11 protein-coding genes and 4 pseudogenes are annotated in these 17,602 nt (G+C 57.5%); 10 read left to right on the forward strand and 5 right to left on the reverse strand.

The genetic code is table 11. The annotated features are described in order from the left end of the window. Positions 1 to 74: 74 nt before the first annotated feature. Positions 75 to 704 carry a GntR family transcriptional regulator gene (locus tag NLM15_RS07130; protein WP_254116305.1) on the reverse strand — a complete coding sequence of 210 codons (630 nt, stop codon included), beginning with the start codon at positions 702 to 704 and terminating at the stop codon, positions 75 to 77. A gap of 117 nt (positions 705 to 821) precedes the next feature. Between NLM15_RS07130 and bioB the strand changes: the two genes are divergently transcribed. The 8 genes and pseudogenes from bioB to NLM15_RS07170 all read left to right on the forward strand — a co-directional run bounded on the left by bioB (position 822) and on the right by NLM15_RS07170 (position 10,481). Continuing rightward, positions 822 to 1,886 (forward strand): biotin synthase BioB, encoded by a 1,065-nt coding sequence (gene bioB / locus NLM15_RS07135; RefSeq protein ID WP_254116306.1) that lies wholly within the window; start codon positions 822 to 824, stop codon positions 1,884 to 1,886. Beyond that, positions 1,868 to 2,219, forward strand: a pseudogene (gene panD, locus NLM15_RS07140) (aspartate 1-decarboxylase). The gene bioB and the pseudogene panD overlap by 19 nt, the downstream one beginning before the upstream one ends. Positions 2,220 to 2,299: 80 nt before the next feature. Continuing rightward, positions 2,300 to 3,448: an 8-amino-7-oxononanoate synthase gene (locus NLM15_RS07145; protein ID WP_254116307.1), complete on the forward strand. Its 1,149-nt coding sequence runs from the start codon at positions 2,300 to 2,302 to the stop codon at positions 3,446 to 3,448. Further along, positions 3,445 to 4,089: a dethiobiotin synthase gene (bioD, locus tag NLM15_RS07150; RefSeq protein WP_254116308.1), complete on the forward strand. Its 645-nt coding sequence runs from the start codon at positions 3,445 to 3,447 to the stop codon at positions 4,087 to 4,089. Before NLM15_RS07145 ends, bioD begins: the two co-directional genes overlap by 4 nt. After that, the gene (locus tag NLM15_RS07155; protein ID WP_254116309.1) at positions 4,076 to 5,359 is read left to right on the forward strand and encodes an adenosylmethionine--8-amino-7-oxononanoate transaminase; all 1,284 of its coding nucleotides are present in this window, start codon (positions 4,076 to 4,078) and stop codon (positions 5,357 to 5,359) included. Before bioD ends, NLM15_RS07155 begins: the two co-directional genes overlap by 14 nt. Positions 5,360 to 6,764: 1,405 nt before the next feature. Continuing rightward, entirely contained in the window at positions 6,765 to 7,637 is an 873-nt protein-coding gene (gene panB, locus NLM15_RS07160; protein WP_254124164.1) for a 3-methyl-2-oxobutanoate hydroxymethyltransferase, read from the forward strand. 13 nt (positions 7,638 to 7,650) lie between these two features. Further along, a complete protein-coding gene (gene panC / locus NLM15_RS07165; RefSeq protein ID WP_254116310.1) occupies positions 7,651 to 8,499 on the forward strand; it encodes a pantoate--beta-alanine ligase in 849 nt (282 codons plus the stop codon). Between the two features lie 1,781 nt (positions 8,500 to 10,280). Continuing rightward, positions 10,281 to 10,481 carry a hypothetical protein gene (locus tag NLM15_RS07170; protein WP_254116311.1) on the forward strand — a complete coding sequence of 67 codons (201 nt, stop codon included), beginning with the start codon at positions 10,281 to 10,283 and terminating at the stop codon, positions 10,479 to 10,481. A 304-nt stretch (positions 10,482 to 10,785) separates the two neighbouring features. Here NLM15_RS07170 and NLM15_RS07175 read toward each other — a convergent pair whose 3' ends face one another. Together NLM15_RS07175 and NLM15_RS07180 are read right to left on the reverse strand one after the other, a co-directional pair. Then, complete coding sequence (locus tag NLM15_RS07175) at positions 10,786 to 10,947, reverse strand: hypothetical protein (protein ID WP_254116312.1); 162 nt, start codon at positions 10,945 to 10,947, stop codon at positions 10,786 to 10,788. Positions 10,948 to 11,190: 243 nt separating this feature from the next. Continuing rightward, entirely contained in the window at positions 11,191 to 12,180 is a 990-nt protein-coding gene (locus NLM15_RS07180) for a cytochrome-c peroxidase (protein ID WP_254116313.1), read from the reverse strand. Positions 12,181 to 12,817: 637 nt separating this feature from the next. On the opposite strand from NLM15_RS07180, the pseudogene NLM15_RS07185 reads away from it, so the two are divergent. Next, positions 12,818 to 13,555 (forward strand): annotated as a pseudogene (locus tag NLM15_RS07185) (efflux RND transporter permease subunit); the annotation flags it as partial. Between the two features lie 291 nt (positions 13,556 to 13,846). Here NLM15_RS07185 and NLM15_RS07190 read toward each other — a convergent pair. After that, positions 13,847 to 14,758: pseudogene (locus NLM15_RS07190) on the reverse strand (LysR family transcriptional regulator). Between the two features lie 878 nt (positions 14,759 to 15,636). On the opposite strand from NLM15_RS07190, the gene NLM15_RS07195 reads away from it, so the two are divergent. Further along, complete coding sequence (locus NLM15_RS07195; protein ID WP_254116314.1) at positions 15,637 to 15,909, forward strand: hypothetical protein; 273 nt, start codon at positions 15,637 to 15,639, stop codon at positions 15,907 to 15,909. A 935-nt stretch (positions 15,910 to 16,844) separates the two neighbouring features. On the opposite strand, the pseudogene NLM15_RS07205 reads toward NLM15_RS07195, so the two are convergent. Next, a pseudogene (locus tag NLM15_RS07205) lies at positions 16,845 to 17,549 on the reverse strand (transposase). Between the last annotated feature and the right edge of the window lie 53 nt (positions 17,550 to 17,602).

Consider the following 17,602-nt stretch of genomic DNA (forward strand, 5'->3'; position numbering starts at 1 on the left):
GGGTTTATGATCCATTGTTCGCGGCTCGTTGTACCCCGCACACCGTAACTCACCCCGTCAGAAACGCCTTCCGATCAGGATGTCGGGAGGGCCAGACGCTCAATGGTCTGAATGTGACGCGCGAGCAGGTGACAGGCTTGATCAAGGTTGCGCGCCCGCAGGGCCTGCAAAATCAGGCGGTGATCTTGGCTGGTCCGTGGGCGCCAGCCGGCACTTCGCGCCTTCGCGAACACCAGCCTAGAATTTGCAAGCTGTAGTTCGTCGAGGCTGGCAAGCAGGCGCGGCATCGCACAGGGGGCAACCAGGGCATAGTGAAAGGCCCGGTTGGCCATCTCGAAATCCTCAATGGTTTGTGCCTTGTCTCCTTCAATCAGGGCGAGTTCGATGCGTGCGAGGTGGATGGATGAGAGCTTTGGGGCTGCATTGCGCAGCGCGACTACCTCGAGCGCGGCGCGCATCTCAGCGATCTCCTTCACCGAATTCGTGTCGAGCGGAGCAACCCGCACGCCGCGGCGCGGCGCACTCACGACAAGATGCTGAGCCTCCAATTGTCGAAAAGCTTCGCGCACCGGGACATGACTTGAGTTGAATTCCCGCGCGACGTGTTCCTGCCGGAGTGGACAGTCCGGCTGCAGCGCGCCGTTGATAATGCGCTCGCCAATCGACTTAGCGATGCGCCCAGCAGTCGTCCTGTTCTCGCTCATCGTAGATTATCTACCGGAATAGTGAGTGCGCCCCCAGAGCACATCGATTAGCATCGATCCGATCTTAATGACGATAGATAATTCGCGCAATTATCTATGATTGCGGACTAGAGGCTTATGAAGGTTTGTACTGGAGTTGACCGAAACGAAGGCTGCGAGTCAGCGCAGGTTCGCGGGAAATGGAAACGTATCGAAGCCGAAGCGTTCTATGGTTTGCCGTTTGCCGAGGCGATGTTTCGCGCGCAACGCGTTCACCGAGATAACTTCGATCCCAACCACGTCGAAACGGCTAGCCTGCTCAGCATCAAGACCGGGGGGCTGCCCGGAAGACTGCGGCTATCGCGCAGAGCGCGCACTACGAGAGCGTGGGTGAAAGCGACCCGCCTGATGGATCGCCCTGAAGTGGTCGCCACCGCACCGCGGGCCAAGGAAGCAGGCGCGACCCGCTTCTGCATGGCCGCGGCCTGGCGCAGTCCGAAAGACCGTAACCTCGATCGAGTCTGCGAGATGGTCCGTGCCGTCAAGAATCTTGACTTGGAAACCTGCGTCACGCGCGGCATGCTGACGCCGAAACAGGCGGTGCTGCTGTCCGATGCGGGGCTCGACTTCTACAACCACAACATTGACACTTCACCTGATTTCTATGGCAGGTTCATCACCACTCGCACGCTGCAGGATCAAATTGACACGCTCGAGCACGTGCGCCAGGCAGGCATCAAGATCTGCTGCGGCGGCATTGTCGGCATGGGCAAGCGTGCTGAGGATCGGCTCGAGCTGCTCGTCCTGCTCGCCAATCTCCCAAAGCCTCCGGAAGGCCTGCTGATCAATCTGTGGAACGAGGTCAAGCGGGTTCCTGTCATTGGCAGTGCCGAGGCTCCCGATCCGATCGCGCTGGTGCGTCTGATCGCGACCGCCCGGATCATGATGCCGAAGAGCGTGATTCGCTTGTCCGCGGGACGACGTGACATCACCGATGAATGGCATGCGTTGAGTTTTTTAGCCGGTGCGAACTCGATTTTCATCGGGGACGTGCTGCTCACGACCAAGAATCCGAAACCGAGCGGGACGCCAAGTCGCTGTCCAGGCTCGACATCACATCCGCCCTTGGCTGGACCAAATCGGCAGCAAGCACGCTTTGCAGATATGAGGATTAGGTTAAAAAAATGCAAATTTCCTTGCTGAAAGGCAAAATCCACTGCGCATCAGTGACTGAAGCCGATCTGCACTATGAAGGCTCGATTTCAATCGATCGCGCGCTACTGGACGCGGCAGGGTTCCTGGCGAACGAACGCGTCAAAAGTCACAATGCCGAAACCGGCGCGCACTTCGCCACGTTTGCGACCGAGGCGCCCTGCGGCTCGGGGACCGTAGACTTGAATGGTGCGGCCGCGCGATTCGCGTTACCCGGAGACAATTAGCATCCTTGCCTACGTCTTACTTGATGAGGCGGAAGCCAAAACGTTCAGGCCCCGTATTGTACTAGTCGATCGCGAAAATCGCATTGTGCCGGTTTGATAGTCAAGACGCCGGCCGGAAGCTGTCTTTCTTCACGCATGTCGGAATATTGCGCAATTTCAATGCCCTCAAGGTGCAGAATGAACTCGATCCACCCAGCACAATATGCCGGATATGCCGCAGCTTTGAATGTCCTCAAACAAGATCACCGACTGCGCGGCCTCAAGCCGCGTGCTGGAGTCGATTTCACATCGAACGACTATCTGGCGCTCGCGAGCGCGCCGCGCATGAAGAAGGCTGTCTTGGCCGCGATCGAGGCCGGCACGCCGATCGGGGCCGGCGGGTCGCGGCTCCTGCGCGGCAATTGTGAGGAGCACGAAAGCCTGGAAGCTGAAGCTGCCAGGTTCTTTGGCGCCGAGACAGCACTCTTCTTTGGCGGCGGCTACGTCGCAAATTTTGCGATCCTGACGACGGTGCCGCAGAAAGGCGATCTGCTCGTTCTCGATGATCTGGTGCACGCGAGCATCCATGAAGGCGCGCGAGCCGGCCGCGCTGACTTCCGGATGAGCGCGCATAATGATCCAGAGGCGATTGAAGGTACGATTCGTGACTGGCGGGCAGATGGCGGAGTTGGCCGCATCTGGATCGTGGCCGAAAGTCTCTATAGCATGGACGGAGATTTTGCGCCGCTCAAAGAGCTGGTTGCGATCGCCGACCGGCATGATGCATTCCTGATGGTGGATGAGGCGCATGCCACGGGTGTCTACGGTGAGCAGGGCCGGGGGCTCACCGCTCCTTACGAGGGGCGAGAGAACCTCCTGGTTGTTCATACCTGCGGCAAAGCGCTGGGTGCCGCGGGCGCGCTTGTCACCGCGTCCAAGATGCTGCGAGACTTCATGGTCAATCGTTGCCGTCCGTTCATCTTCACCACCGCACCCTCGCCGTTGCTAGCGATCGCAGTGCGGCAGGCGATTCTGATCCTGCAGCAGGAACCTGAGCTTCAGCAACGTCTGGCCAAGCTGGTCGCGTTCGCGCATCGGCAGATGACAGAGCGTGGTTGCAAGAGTCCCTCAGATTCGCAGATCGTGCCATTCATGGTCGGCGACAATGTGCGTGCGATGCGGCTCGCCTCTGCACTTCAGGCTCGCGGCTTCGACATTCGCGGAATCCGTCCCCCAACGGTGCCGGCGGGCACGGCCCGCTTGCGGATCTCGCTAACTCTCAATGTCGTCGAAGATCACGTATGCGCAATGCTCGACGCCTTGGTCGAGGAAGGCGCACTTCGATGAGTGCAGGGATCGTAGTGACGGGCACAGATACCGGGATCGGAAAGACGGTGTTTGCCGCGGGGCTGTCTAGCCTCCTTGGCGCGAAATATTGGAAGCCGATTCAGGCCGGCCTCGATGGAGAGACTGATGCCGAGACCGTCGCTCGTCTTGGCCGTCTCTCACCCGGTCGGATCGTGCCGGAGTGCTATCGCCTTCGCACGCCAGCCTCGCCTCACTATTCTGCCGAGCTTGATGGAGTTCGCATTGAAGCAGCTTCGCTCGATGTGCCAGATACCGGTCGGCAGCCATTGGTGATCGAGGGCGCCGGCGGGCTTATGGTGCCGCTGAGCGGCGACACACTCTACATTGACGTATTCGAGCGCTGGCGGCTTCCAATCGTGCTTTGCGCGAGCACAGCGCTTGGCACTATCAATCATTCACTGCTGTCGATAGAGGCTCTTCGAAAGCGTGAGATTCCTATTCTCGGCATGGCCTTCATTGGCGAAAGAAATGCCGAGACTCAGACCGTCATTCGCGAGATGGGGCGGGTACGTTGGCTCGGACGATTGCCATGGCTCTCTCCCCTCACCGCGGATACGCTGCAGACAACGTTCAAGACCTCTTTTCGTGCAGATAGCTTCAAATTGTATGCCAAAGAATAAATCTCCGATCTGGCATCCCTTCACGCAACACGCTCTTCAAGACGAAATGACGAGGGTTGTTCGGGGCGAGGGGGCCTATCTCCACACCGCGGATGGTCGCCGTATCATCGATGCGATATCATCCTGGTGGGTGGTGACGCATGGTCATTGTCACCCTCATATCGTGCGCGCGATCCAGGAGCAGGCAGGCAAGCTCAACCAAATCATCTTTGCCGGGCATACTCATTATCCTGCGGAGGAGGTCGCGGCGCAGCTTCTGAAATGTGCGCCCCGCGGGCTCGAACATGTCTTCTTTTCCGACAGCGGTTCAGCCAGCGTGGAAGTCGCGCTTAAAATGGCGCTCGGCTATTGGCATAATATCGGCAAGCAGCGCATACGCATTGTCGTCATGCAACATTCCTATCATGGCGACACGGTAGGCGGAATGTCGGTTGGTGCGAGAGGCGCATTCAACGCGGCGTATGAGCCCTTGCTATTCGACGTCACCTCGGTCCCTTTCCCCGCAACGGGTCGAGAGCAGGACACGCTTGACGCCCTCGATTCTGTATGTCGGAGCGAAATGCCGGCAGCCTTCATCGTGGAGCCCCTCATAGCGGGGGCCGGCGGAATGCTGATGTATCCAGCCTGGGTGCTCACAGAGATGAAGCGGATTTGCGAGGCATCGGACGTCCTGTTCATTGCCGACGAGGTCATGACAGGCTGGGGCCGAACGGGAACACTCTTCGCGTGCGAGCAGGCCAACGTCACACCCGATATCGTCTGCTATTCCAAGGGAATTACGGGCGGAGCGCTTCCCCTTGCGGTAACGCTCTGTCGCGCGGATATTTTCGATGCCCACTATTCGAAAGATCGGACGCGCACGTTCTTTCATTCAAGTTCATATACCGCAAATCCGGTGGCCTGTGCGGCTGCAAGGGCCAATCTGGATCTCTGGCAAGGTGCCGAAACTCGCCAACGCATGGCGGCGATTGCCGCGATGCAAGAACAGGCAATTGAGCCGTTCCGGGCCGATGCGCGCTTCGCAAACGTTCGTCGAACTGGCACGATTACGGCACTCGATCTGAACGCGAACGATGCGGGCTACCTGGCACATATTGGTCCGAAGCTTCACGCTTTCTTCAGAGAGCGCAATCTTCTGCTGCGGCCGCTCGGCAATACTATTTACGTGATGCCGCCGTATTGTGCGACAGCGGCAGACCTTGATGAAATCTATGCCGGCATCTGGGATGCCGCCGATGCGCTGTCGGGAAGGGACGCCTTGCGTGCATAGAGTGAGGAGCACACCTTCTTAACGATCCAAGGAGTAGCGCGGATAGTCTTGCTCACCTGAAGATCAGCGTGCAGTAGGCTCAGCAAAGATCTGAGACAGTGCTGCCATTGCCACGCACCGGGTCCCATCCCGCACACCCCCGCTCGCGGCGAATAAATGGTGTCAGTTGCCAAACTATCAAGCGCCTTGGGTTGTGCCCTGCCGGCGTCTATCTGCCCGATAGCGTCCGTCGGTTTTCCAAGCGAGCCAGGCAGGATCCAATGTCCTGGGCGCCTGCCGAAACAGTCACGTCGATCTTGTGATATCAAATTTTGCGCAACTACACCAAAGACAGCGCAATTTATGCGCCAGCTGGCCGTTTGCGGCGCGAGTCGGCAGAGAGATGACGAGACATGCAAATCTTGTAATCGTTTGTTTGGGCTGTCCGCGATCGGTCAATCAGCGGCGAAACGCGCAGAGCCCACGACCCCCGAGGGACAAAGGACGCAAAACAAACCCCTTTCGCTTTCGTCACGGGGGCCCCTCAGATCTCACTGTCGACGATTTGTGATAGACCTCAAACTGCGAGGTCGCGAGCATCTCTCCGAGCTCGCGACTCGGAAATCGGCAGCAGTATTGGCAGGATCTCGCAATTCGCATCGAGCTGTTGCGATCGAATCACAGGTTGCGGCAACCACGGATACTGCGCAGAATCTTGCATGCGGAAGACCTGTCGACGCAGGTCGCGGGGAACATCCGGCAGATAGTATTGAGCGCCTCGAGCACAGGCGCGTCGTCCTCGTAGGTGCTGACACCTGCAATGCACTGCCCAAAGCAACCATCGTCGTAAACTTGAGGTTGATCACTTTATCGTCGGGATCACGTCGTAAGCAGCAGTCCTGCGGAGCGGTTTGGCGGTACGATTAGCTCTCTCTCAGGGGATGTCAGAAATGCCTGCCATCGTGCATCATATGAAAGGCCACCTGAGGGGTGTGCCGTGGCGGCGAATGTTCCTGTAAATCGCCTCTACACTGGCCCTTGCACTTCCTGAGCATTGAATCCATCGTCTTAACTCCTGCGCCGCGCACGAAGGCCAGAGGGGCGACCTCGCCCGGGCATTCCTATTTATGAAAGCAAGATGCCGCGGCTTCGAGCTAAACTTGGCCAAATCCCGCCGGCGGGTGAGGAAGAAACTACGTTTCCTCTCTTCCAGGCGAGGCCTGCCCTAACAAGCAGCCAGTCACTTGCCATAGTGACCGGAACTCTTCATTCGATGATCGCGCAATCATTGGATGCTTCGGTGCATCTGTTCTTGACTTTTCAGGCGCACGTTTGTTGTTTCACGCTGACATCGGCAATTTTCTGCTGTCTTCCCTACGAAATCACGACTCTCTGTGTGCGGGTCGGCTGTCGGATCGGAGCTAAGATGAGCCACATTTCTGCCCCGCCTATTGAACGCGTCACAATTCCAGTGCTGCAGGGGTGGAAAGGCGACGGGCGGCGTATTGCAATGATCACCGCTTACGACGCGATCACGGCACGAATCGCCGACCCCATTGTCGATATTATCCTTGTCGGCGATAGCGTTGGAAATGTCTGCCTCGGGTTCGATAGCACGCTGCCGGTCAGCATGGCGATGATGAACCACCACCTCGAAGCCGTCGCACGCACAAGACCTCATGCCTTGCTTGTAGCCGACATGCCATTTCTTAGCTTTCACCTCAATCCCGAGGAGACGATCCGCAACGCCGGAGGTTTCTTGCAACGTGGGGCCGACGCCGTGAAACTCGAGGGCGGAGCCAAGCGCGCCGAAATTGTACGCGCCTTGGTCGATTGCGAGATCCCCGTGATGGGCCACCTCGGCCTGACGCCGCAGAGCGTCAATGTTATGGGTGGTTTCAAGGTGCAGGGTCGGAGCCCTGATGATGCCTTGCGTCTGCTCGACGACGCCCACCGTCTGCGGGAGGCCGGATGTTTCGCTCTCGTTCTGGAAGGTATCCCGGCAGAGCTCGCCGCCCGAGTGACTGAGACCCTGACAATACCGACCATTGGAATCGGGGCTGGCCCTAGTTGTTCGGGCCAGGTACTTGTGTTCCACGACGTGCTTGGCCTGACCGAAAGCCATCGGCCGAAATTCGTTCGCACATATGTCGAGGGTTTTCGGCTGTTTCAGGAGGCGCTGTCACGTTGGGCGACGGATGTTCGCGATGGTGCATTCCCGACGCAAAAGGAATCTTATCGGCTTCCTCAAGCCTTGAGCGATGCAATCGCAAATTGGGCGCCTTCCAATCCAAACTGAGATAAAGCTCAACATGCAAACAATTACGACGGTCGCCGAACTCCGTGCCGCTCTTGCAAAAGCGCGTGACCAACGTGTCGGCTTTGTGCCGACAATGGGCTACCTGCACGACGGCCACCTGGCATTGGTCGAGGCGAGTCGTGCACAATCCGACGTCACGGTCGTAAGTATCTTTGTCAACCCCACTCAATTCGGGCCAACCGAGGACCTCAGCACGTATCCGCGCGACTTTTTGCGCGATGAAAAGCTGTGTCGCGATGCCGGTGTTGCGATCGTCTTCGCTCCAGAGGCACAAGAGGTCTATCCGGCTCAGTATGACACCTGCGTCGAAGCCGGCGAACTCGCAAAATCATTGTGCGGGGCGTTCAGACCTGGACACTTTCGCGGCGTCGCAACCGTCGTCTGCAAGCTGATCAACATGGTGCAGCCAGATATCGCATTCTTCGGACAGAAGGATTTCCAGCAATTCGCGGTCGTGCGTCGGATGGCAATTGACCTCAATCTCCCCATCGAGATCGTCACAGTGCCCACGGTTCGGGAGCCGGACGGGCTCGCCATGAGTAGCCGCAATCGCTATCTCACTACGGAAGAGCGCCAGCGGGCTCTTGCGATCAGTCGCGGTCTGTTCGCGGCGGAGGCCGAACTGCGCGCAGGCGAGCGCGAATGCGAGAAGCTTATCGCAATGGCCCGGCGGCATTTGGATGAAATCGACCGGCTGCAGTACCTCGAACTCGTTGATGCCGAAACGCTTGAGCCGGCATCGAATCCCTTAACCCATCCAGCTGCTCTATGCGCCGCGGCTTACGTTGGCTCCACGCGGCTCATTGACAACGTCATCCTGAAGCCGCAAGTGAGCGACTAGTACCAGCGATCGGGCTCGACTGACGACATCGGAGCTCGACCACTTTGCGCCGCAAAACGGCCCAACCGCGGCGCGCGATGCTCACTGAGCATGAATGCGGCGTCACAATATCAACCAGATGGTGACATGGGCGGCCAATGGGGGGATGCTGTTCTCCGCCCGTTGATGGTGCGTGCCGACTGTTTTAACCAGCTATGAACGGCTGAAGGTCCTCCGCGTCATGCTTTCCAATCGGCCGGTCTTGTCGGACAGTAGTTTTGAGTGATACATTTCGACGCGGCAATATTGCCTTTCCGTCCTTACCCGGTTTTCCGGCGGGCGAACTTGATCCGCCGTGTCGCCCATTCCTGAGGAGTCCAAAGCGCCCACTTCGGAAGGAAGCCACAAAGGCGACGTTCCAGCCGGTCCTCAGTGATAGAATTGCTCGAAATGGAAACCGGATGGACGGCGAAGACGACGCGCCACGGCGGTGTTGACACATCATCTCGATCGGTTTTGTTCGAAATCCGTCGAAAATTAGCGAATGAGCGCAGGATTTGGGCTCAGGTTCGCTGCCGATTGCACTAATCGAGATTGAATTGCGCGTATAGTCAGCAGCCTCGGCGACGCCCTCCAACGGAGATGTTGCATCGTCAAATCGGTGCACATGAAACGTACGCGACCGGCGTCCGGACGGGTAGGACTCGGCGCTGGCCGATTCGCGTGTGGCCCGAGGCTGTGCCGAGGAAAATGCTGAGGGAGGGGCAATCCTCCAAACGCCGTCAGGAGGCGAGAATGCGCAATGGCTTCCAAAGTGCGGAGCGCGGGTCAGCAAGTTGCTGTGCGATCTGCGGTGGAGTGGTTCGGTCTGATCCGCTACTACTGCTGGCGAACGGCTCTTTGTTCGAAGAAATGCGTCGACCGTTTGAGGATCCGGCGGGAGGCCGATCATAAATGGTTTAGCTGGTTGCGAGCGGCCTAGCTCCTGGCATGGAGTGCCACAGGGCTCCGATTGCTATCGATGCTGTCACTTAAACCGTACGCCGCGAGCCTTCCTCAGGGACGAAATGAGGCCATAAGCATGTTAGCGCGAGACGATCCTTAAATTTCCATCGAGAAAAGCCTGGACTGAGCGAGCGATGTGGCCCCAAGATCGGCACGACCCGTCGATCGCATCCTGCGGTGGCGCGCTGATCGGTTCGAATAAGCCGTCCCCGAACGCGCGGAACTCTCTGGCGCTTCCACATTTCGTACAACTGATCTTCATGTCGCTCCCGCCACGATAGCCCTACAAAATCGCGCCCAACCATCGGACTGCGCTCGCTGGCGTGAGAGCTGCGGCGATCTTGCATTCGAATAAGCGTCTGTTTGAGCGCTCATCATACTCGTTGCGTACGACGGCCCGGCATGAACATTGCAACTATTTTCACGGGAGCTTGCCGGCTTCGAGTGGGAACGTGCATGCCAGGACAGATGGCAGCGTCGTTTCATTGAGTCGTATGGCAGTGCCTTCGAAAGAAAAGTCTCGAGTGATAGGCTGGCGCGTTTCCTGCAATTTGGCTGCCCCTCACCCATTGGTCGCTCCGTTGGGCCGGGTGGAGCGACGACTCCTTACTGAGAGGAGCCGGTTACGCGAAACATTGGCATCTCCGCGACCGCTCCGAATGGGCGCGGTTGCTGTACGGCGGCAAGGAGCTTTGCTCGTTGCCTTACTGATCAAGGTTCTTGCTCGCTGATACAGCGCGCTGCTGTGTAATTCGATATATCTACCAAATCCGGGCAATTATCAATTTGAGAGATCGATGTCGCATTCAGTTGAGTTGATCGTCAACGGCTATGTCAGGCTAAATGATCGTGGCGCACTGGAGCGCCTTCTTGCGCATCGGCGGGAGCTGCTGACGCGACTAAAGAACGTCACCGGTGTCGATCCGAGACAAGCCATTGCGCAAATATGCCAAGAAATCGCAGTTATCGAAGCCGGACTTGCGACGATCGCGCAGTAGCTAGCGCAACCACTGATTTCGCCTTGTGGACCCGGACGGGGCAATGTCGGGTACGTGGAGCCTAGCCACCCTGAATACGACCGCAATCAGGCCTATCATTAAGCTTTTTGTCGTCGCTGCAAGACAAATCTGGAACCGCCATAGCGGTCCACTTCAGTCGAACGCTATGTCAGCGAGGGTGGACAACAGATCATCGTTTGGACGAGTCGATTGCGATGAGATTAGACGGAGAGGTTCTAAAGTCAGCCTTTGCTGTAAGGGCAGAAGCTCCACATTAGATCGCGCCGAGCTTGGTCTCGCGATCTCACTCGCGCGGATTCTTAGGTCGATCGAGAAAGTCAAGTGCAGTGCTTATTTGCTCGAGCTGATGCTCGATCTTCTCACGTTGCTCGATGTCTATGGCCGAAGCAAGTTGCTCGAGGAGCTTTTGCTTTCGGTCGAGAAGATTTCTTATGACCGTCGACATCTGACCTCCGTTACTGATGCCACTCATGCCTAGGTTGTAGGCTGTTCTCACCTTGTGCAGCGCCTCTGCCTGCCGCGACAGGCCGGTCGCAATGCCTAGAGACAATCACGTCGATGGCCCAGACAGCACTCGGACGCGCGGCTGCTGCAACAAGCAAAAGCGGCGGTCCGCAGTGCATAGAGGATCGGCCTCATCATCCATAATTGATTTGATTGTGCGTGACCCCGTTTATGCGAGATGACGCTATCTGTCTAAGGAGGGTGGTGGCGTCTCCTTTGTGCGCGTTGGCAGTATCGGATATTCGATCTTGGGTAGACGCCCGCTCAGTGATTTGAGAAACGCAACAATATCGCCGTTCTCCTCCTCGCTGAGCTTTGTGCCGAGCTGGACCTCACTCATGATTCTTACGGCTTCCTTGAGAGTCCAAACCGGACCTGAATGGAAGTAGGGAGCCCGCAAGGCAACGTTGCGCAAGGGGGCGACGCGGAACACGTATTCGTCGCTGGCAGTCTTGGTGACTGCGAATCGTCCCTTGTCGACAGCAGGAAGCAGTTTGCTATCAGGCTTTTCGACCACACCAAACGGGAAGTAATCTTGTCCGCCAACATTGAGTCCGTTATGACAGGAGGCGCATCCTTTGTTTATGAACAGCGTCAATCCCGCCTTTTGCTGATCATCCAGAGCGTTGGCATCGCCATTCAGGTACTGATCGAACGGAGCCCCCGGCGTAGTGAGAGTGGCTTCAAACGCTTCAATCGCTTTCGCGAAATTGTCGAAGGTGACCGGTGGTGTATCATTTGGGAATGCCTGCCTGAACTTTCCGACATAATCTTCCATCGAGTTCAACGTGCTTGTCACGCGATCCGGAGTCGCATTCATTTCGACGCTCGCCTGAACGGGTCCCTTGGCTTGGGCCTTGAGATCCGGCGCGCGTCCGTCCCAGAACTGCGCGACATTAAACACTGAATTGTAGACGGTTGGCGTCCGACGCGCCCCCTTTTGCCAGGCATGACCAATGGACGTTGGACCGGCGTCGACGCCGCCGGTGCCAAGGTTGTGGCACGTATTGCAGCTAATGATCCCACTTGCCGAAAGGCGTGGGTCGAAAAACAGCATCTTCCCGAGCTCGGCTTTCTCAATGGTGACAGGATTGTCCTTAATCGTAGGGATAGCAAAGGGAATCGGTTTGAAAATTTGTCTGGCTTCCATCATCAATTCGTCATTCAATAGCATGGAATGAGGCGAGCGCTAGAACTGTAGCAATGGAGACCTTGCGCATCATATGAGACTTCCGCCTCGTTCGCCCCACTACCGAACAAGAGTTCTTTTTAGGGCACTTACTACAGGTCGCCTGCAGCTATGCAGAAACTGAGCCAACCCCTCGCCTGAATCACTGCCGTGTTTCCCTTTCGACGTCGGCTTCGCGACACGTTCGCAGCAAGCCGACGCTGGTAAATTCAGCGCGGCACGAGGCATATTCGTTATGCCGCCCTTCGAGACTTCTTCCGGCGCACCTCTAACGGCACGTCAATTGCAAGCCGTGACATCGCAGGCACCTGTCCCGCGAGTTCAGATGCAGCTCGTTCAGTTGGATCCAAGTCGATGTCACAGACGCTGCGCCATTGATGTGGTCCCAAAGCGCCGCCGAGGCTGTCACCGGCGCGCTGTCGCTCGCGTGTCGCAAGAGAAGTTGCTTGAAATATTAGCTATCCTGCGCGTCGTCACAAGAAAACTTAAGGTTCCGGAGAGTTGGGCACGGATCATCTGATGCGCCCGCAATCGCGACGTGCGCGCCGAGGGAGCAGGGGCGGCGAGCGCCGCCGGACCGCTGCACTGCTCCGCAACCACAGGTGAAGCTCAGCTACCAGATCGCACCAGCAACAACGCGATGGTACCGCTGGACGGTAGCCCACCTCGACACTATAGCCGCTCCGCAGGCGCTCAACCATTTTCAGCGGATCAACGCCGCGACCATTTCCGGCGTTGTGATGGGCGATGCGCTGGCGACCTTGAAGGCGCTCGCCAACTCCCTTCCGGCGGGCTACTCGACTGATTTCGCAGGCGCCTCCCGCCAAACCCGAACAGGAGTCGGGCGGCTTCATCACTATGTTCCTGTTCGCCTTGATCATCATCTACCTTTCGCTTCCCGCGCTGTTCAACAGCCTCGACCCAATCGTCATCCTCATATCGGTGCCGATGTCGCTCGCCTGCGCACTGATGTTCATCGGCTTCGGTATCGGCGGCGCCAGCCTCAATATCTACGGCCAGGTCGGGCTCGCAACCTCAGTGGTCTCGTCAGAGAACACGGGATTCTCATGGTGGAGGTCGCGAACGAACTGCGCGTCGAGGGGAGGAGCTGCACGAAGGCCATCATCGAGGCGGCGACGATCAGGTAGCGGCCCATTCTCATGACCACAACGGCCATCGTCCTGGGCGTGCTGCCGCTAGTCACGGCGGGGGGTGCCGGCGCGCTATACCGCTACAATATGGGCTTGTGATTGCCACCGGCCTCTCGGTCGGAACGCGCTTCACCCTGTTCGTTGTGCCGGTCGCCTACGCGCTCATCGCCCGTCGCGGGCGGGAGGACGCACTGGAGGCGTCAAATTGAAGCGCACTGAATTGGTGATTGCGTCGGCGAAATGCTGAGGACGCATTAGAGGGTTCAGCTCGGCAGATCGATGGCCGCACGATAGAGGAGGCGTACCTTCATTTGAGTAAGATTTCGGCCTCAAGCCGATTGCGAAAATCGCTCCTGTTGCTTGATCTCGCAAATCAAGGTCGAGCGCCGAAGGCCCATATATTTGGGATAACACTCTCGGATAGATGACTGGCGAAGAGCGGGTGCCAAAACGCTCCGCATTCAAGCAAAGTTTTACCGTGCGTGCGAGGTCCTGTGAATTCAAGCCATGCGGGACGCCTCCTGTAAAATGATCTCCCGCATCCAGATGCACTCCGGATCATTGTTGCGAATGAGCCGGCCATTGCACAGCCACTGCAAAGGCGGGCAGCGGAATTGGAAGATCAACGATCCGCGGCCGCATCATCGCTGCGAAATGTTGCGCTAGCCGTGAGTGCATCGTCGCGATCGCGCCGCTCGGTCCCCAGCAGCAGGGGCGGGATGAATCTGAAGCTCGGCACTGCAAACTCGATACGCCGCTTGTAACATGCTCGAGCAGGAGCCATGCCTTTGATCGAAGGCTTACCCGTTCGTCCGAACTGCGCAACAACGTGTTCCATCGATATGTACCGCTCGAAGGTGGGCTTGCGTGAACGCTGTTTGTTCGTGCAACAGCTCACGCACACCAGCATCTCGTCAAACAGCATTGCCTTGGGGGTGTGCGTTTGACATGTACGTTTCCGAAAAGATCAGGAAATCCACCTCGCCGCGCCGTAGCGGCTCGCTCGGTTGGTCGTCAAACGAAATCAGCTCGAACGTGATGCCGGGGGCCTCGCGAGCAACACGCGCGATCACCTTCCCGAAGAACGCCAACGCGTAAAATCAGACAGCACGATCCGGAAGCGGCGGTCCGATTTGCCCGGGTCGAATGTGTCACTCGCCGCAATAGAGAGCTGGATGCGGAGCAGCGCTTCGGGGGCCAGGGCGGGAGCGCTTCGGCAAGCAGCGTCGGAACCAGTTCGCGGCCCAGCATCGTAAAGAGCTCGTCGCGGAAATAGGTACGCAGTGTGGTGACGGACGCTCTCATGGCCGGCTGGCTTAACGGATGCTGCGCGCCGCCGCTGTGAGGCTGCGCTTGGTCATCAGCGCGTCGAGCGCGCCGAGAAGAGTCGGATCGAGGCCTTTGAAACGCATGTCGCACCAACACCGCGGATATGCTTCATAAAGACAATGGAGTGTTCCTACGCCTCGGACCGTCACAAGCTAGAGAAAACTCAGGAAAGACACTCTGGCGCAGACTGATTTCGATGTGGCAGTCGTCGGCTGCGAGCAGACCGGCCTCGCGGCGGCATCGTTGTTGGGCAACTCGGGCACCGGGTCCTGGTCGAGCTGCGGCCGTCTCTCTCTCTCTCTCTCTCTCTCTCTCTCTCTCTCTCTCTCTCTCTCTCTCTCTCTCTCTCTTGCTGCTGACGCACATCGACGAAGAGACCGTAATGCTGCTCAGCTTGCTATGCGACATCGAGGAGGCGCTCTGGAAGTCCTCGCCGATCGAATCCGACATTCTCTACGATTTGAAGGTCGCCACTCGTCGGCACAGATCTCGTGACGTGTCCGGGAAGAAAGGCGCAAGGGCGATCTGTGACGCGCTATCTTCAAGGCTTCAGTATCGTCGTCAGGCCGAAGCCGTCAGAGTTTCAGAAACTTGCGGAACGCCGAGCTCGTCGGCGAGAGAACGCACACAATCCGCAACAAGGTGCCGCGGCGCAAGATCCAAAGGCGCCAAAAGATATTCTGTACCTGGCCTCGATGTTGCCTATTGCACACTTCTTTTGCTCAGAGGAACGGAAGATCGTAAAAAGTGGCCGGCGTACTAGGAGTCGGCGTGCGCCGCATGACCCAATGAGCGTGTGGTCCAGAAAGAAGTTTTGGCATACCAGATGATCACCACCCGCAGAACAGACAATCCGCAGCTTAGCAGCTTTACCGAGTAGAAAGACGGCGCATGGCGTTCAATCTGCGCTAATTATCGCCATGTGGTACGGACTTACACTGATTAGCTGGGAATCAGATTAATGAAGAGCGTTCGCAATGCTGCGATGGTCGGAACTTTCGTGACAGTCGTCGCCGCACAAATCACCTGGAAATTTGCAAATAGCTATCTCGCCTGCGTCCTCGCGCTTGTCGTTTCATTCAGTGTCGGCTGTTGCGTCGAGCGCGTCTTCATCAAACGTACGCATCGCGAGATGAATCGCCTTCACGGTCCCGACTGGCGTGCTTTAGACGGTGGCCCCACTGGTGTCGCCGCTCCTCCGATGGAGTCTCCTATGGAGTTCGTCATCGGCTGAGAAAAACGGTCGTCTCTTCATCACGTTCGTAACAACGGTACCAAGTCATTCAGCATTATGTTCATCGACGAAGGCGCAGATGTAGTGCGCCGACTTCAACCGTGTCGCTCAAAATGCGTTCTTGTACGCGAGTGACGATACAGGGTGATGCCCCGCAAAAGTACAAGGTTCGGCCGTCAGAATGTACGACATGGCTGTGATCCAGAGAGTTTTATCTTAAGAGCTACCCTGCGCGGTTAACGTAGACATTCGTGGAATGGATAGGCGGATAAAGTGAAACATGCTTAGGAACGGGTCTCGGCGATGGAGCAAGGAAGAAAGACGGCGCCTGCTCGAGTTCGCCTCAAATAACGAGATACCGAAGCGAATTGCGCGCCTTCTGGGGAGAAGCAAAAGACTGTCGTTCCGCGGCTCAAGCATTTGCGATCGTGCTCCCAAAACTTAAGTCGACCTCTCAATTGATGTGACAAAGCGCGAGATCGAAGCCCCGCGCTGAATAGCGTTTCGAGAGAACCCCAAGACTTGGCGGCGAGACACAGTTAGGGACGCGAAGCCGCTGCCCGTCGGTCCAACGGCGAAGACAATTCAATAGCCGAAGCCTAAACTAGGCCCATTCCGATGAAAATTGCTCGGAGAGCGCGCTAATCGAGCGGTTTCGCTGGTGCTGTTGGTGACGATGTGTTGCCGTACCCTGGGTGACGAAGGCGGGCTTTAGTTGGAAAGTTCAGCGAGAAAGTCGTGAGCCTCACTGTTAGAAAACAGCGGAAGTCCTTTCGAGGAACAAGAGAGACGTTGACTGACGATCGCTTTGCGGCAAGGTTGTAAGTATTCATCCGGCGATAATCTCATTCGCGCAATAAATATCGCGTCGGATGGAGAATTAAAAAATTGAGTATCTCCACCTTAGAGCCTGACTCAATAAGCTCGAGGAACCTTCAGGGCGCGGCGAGGCGCCTTGTCAGCAGCCTGAGATGGGCAACGTGAAGCCAGGCAAGCTCCGTTGCGACCGAGCCTTCAAAGTCTCTGGTCAAGCGTCGGCAACGGCCGAGCCACGCAAAGGTGCGTTCGACCACCCAGCGCTTGGGCAAGAGCTGGAAGCCTTTGACCCTAGGTGGTCGCTGGACGAGTTGTCCTCGGCCCGCAGGGGGACAGCGGGTTAGTCAACTGCTTGCCGCCCCTATCGGCAAAGACATGTTGGAGCCTGGGAAAGGCGAGCAGAAGGCCATTGGTATCGGTATCGATGTGCCGCGAGGCCCTCCGGCCTGCGTTGTCGAAGCAGTGTGGCTGTCGATGACGGCAGCCGTTGGCGTTGGCTTATGGCCGAGCTTCTTCCGTGCCCGCCGCACCAGGATTCGAACGATCCGGTGCCACCTGCCGCTGTCGCGCCAATCGTAAAAATAGCCCTGCACCGTCGAATATGGCGGGAATTGCTTCGGCAAGGGTCGCCATTGGCAGCCGCTCGACAAAATATAAAAGATTGCCTGCACGATCTCGCGCAGATCGACCTCCCGCGGCCGGCCCAATCGGCATCGAGGCGGCATCTTCCGAGCGATCCGCGTCCACTCGGCATCGGTCAGATCGCTTGCGTAACGCAGTCCACTGCGCTGATATTGGATACGAGCGGCTTTGGTCCACGGCATGGTGTCCTTCCTGGAATCTTTGCAAATCCGAAGGAATCGCAGGCCCGCCAAAA

Source organism: Bradyrhizobium sp. CCGB20, assembly GCF_024199855.1.
Lineage (GTDB): Bacteria > Pseudomonadota > Alphaproteobacteria > Rhizobiales > Xanthobacteraceae > Bradyrhizobium.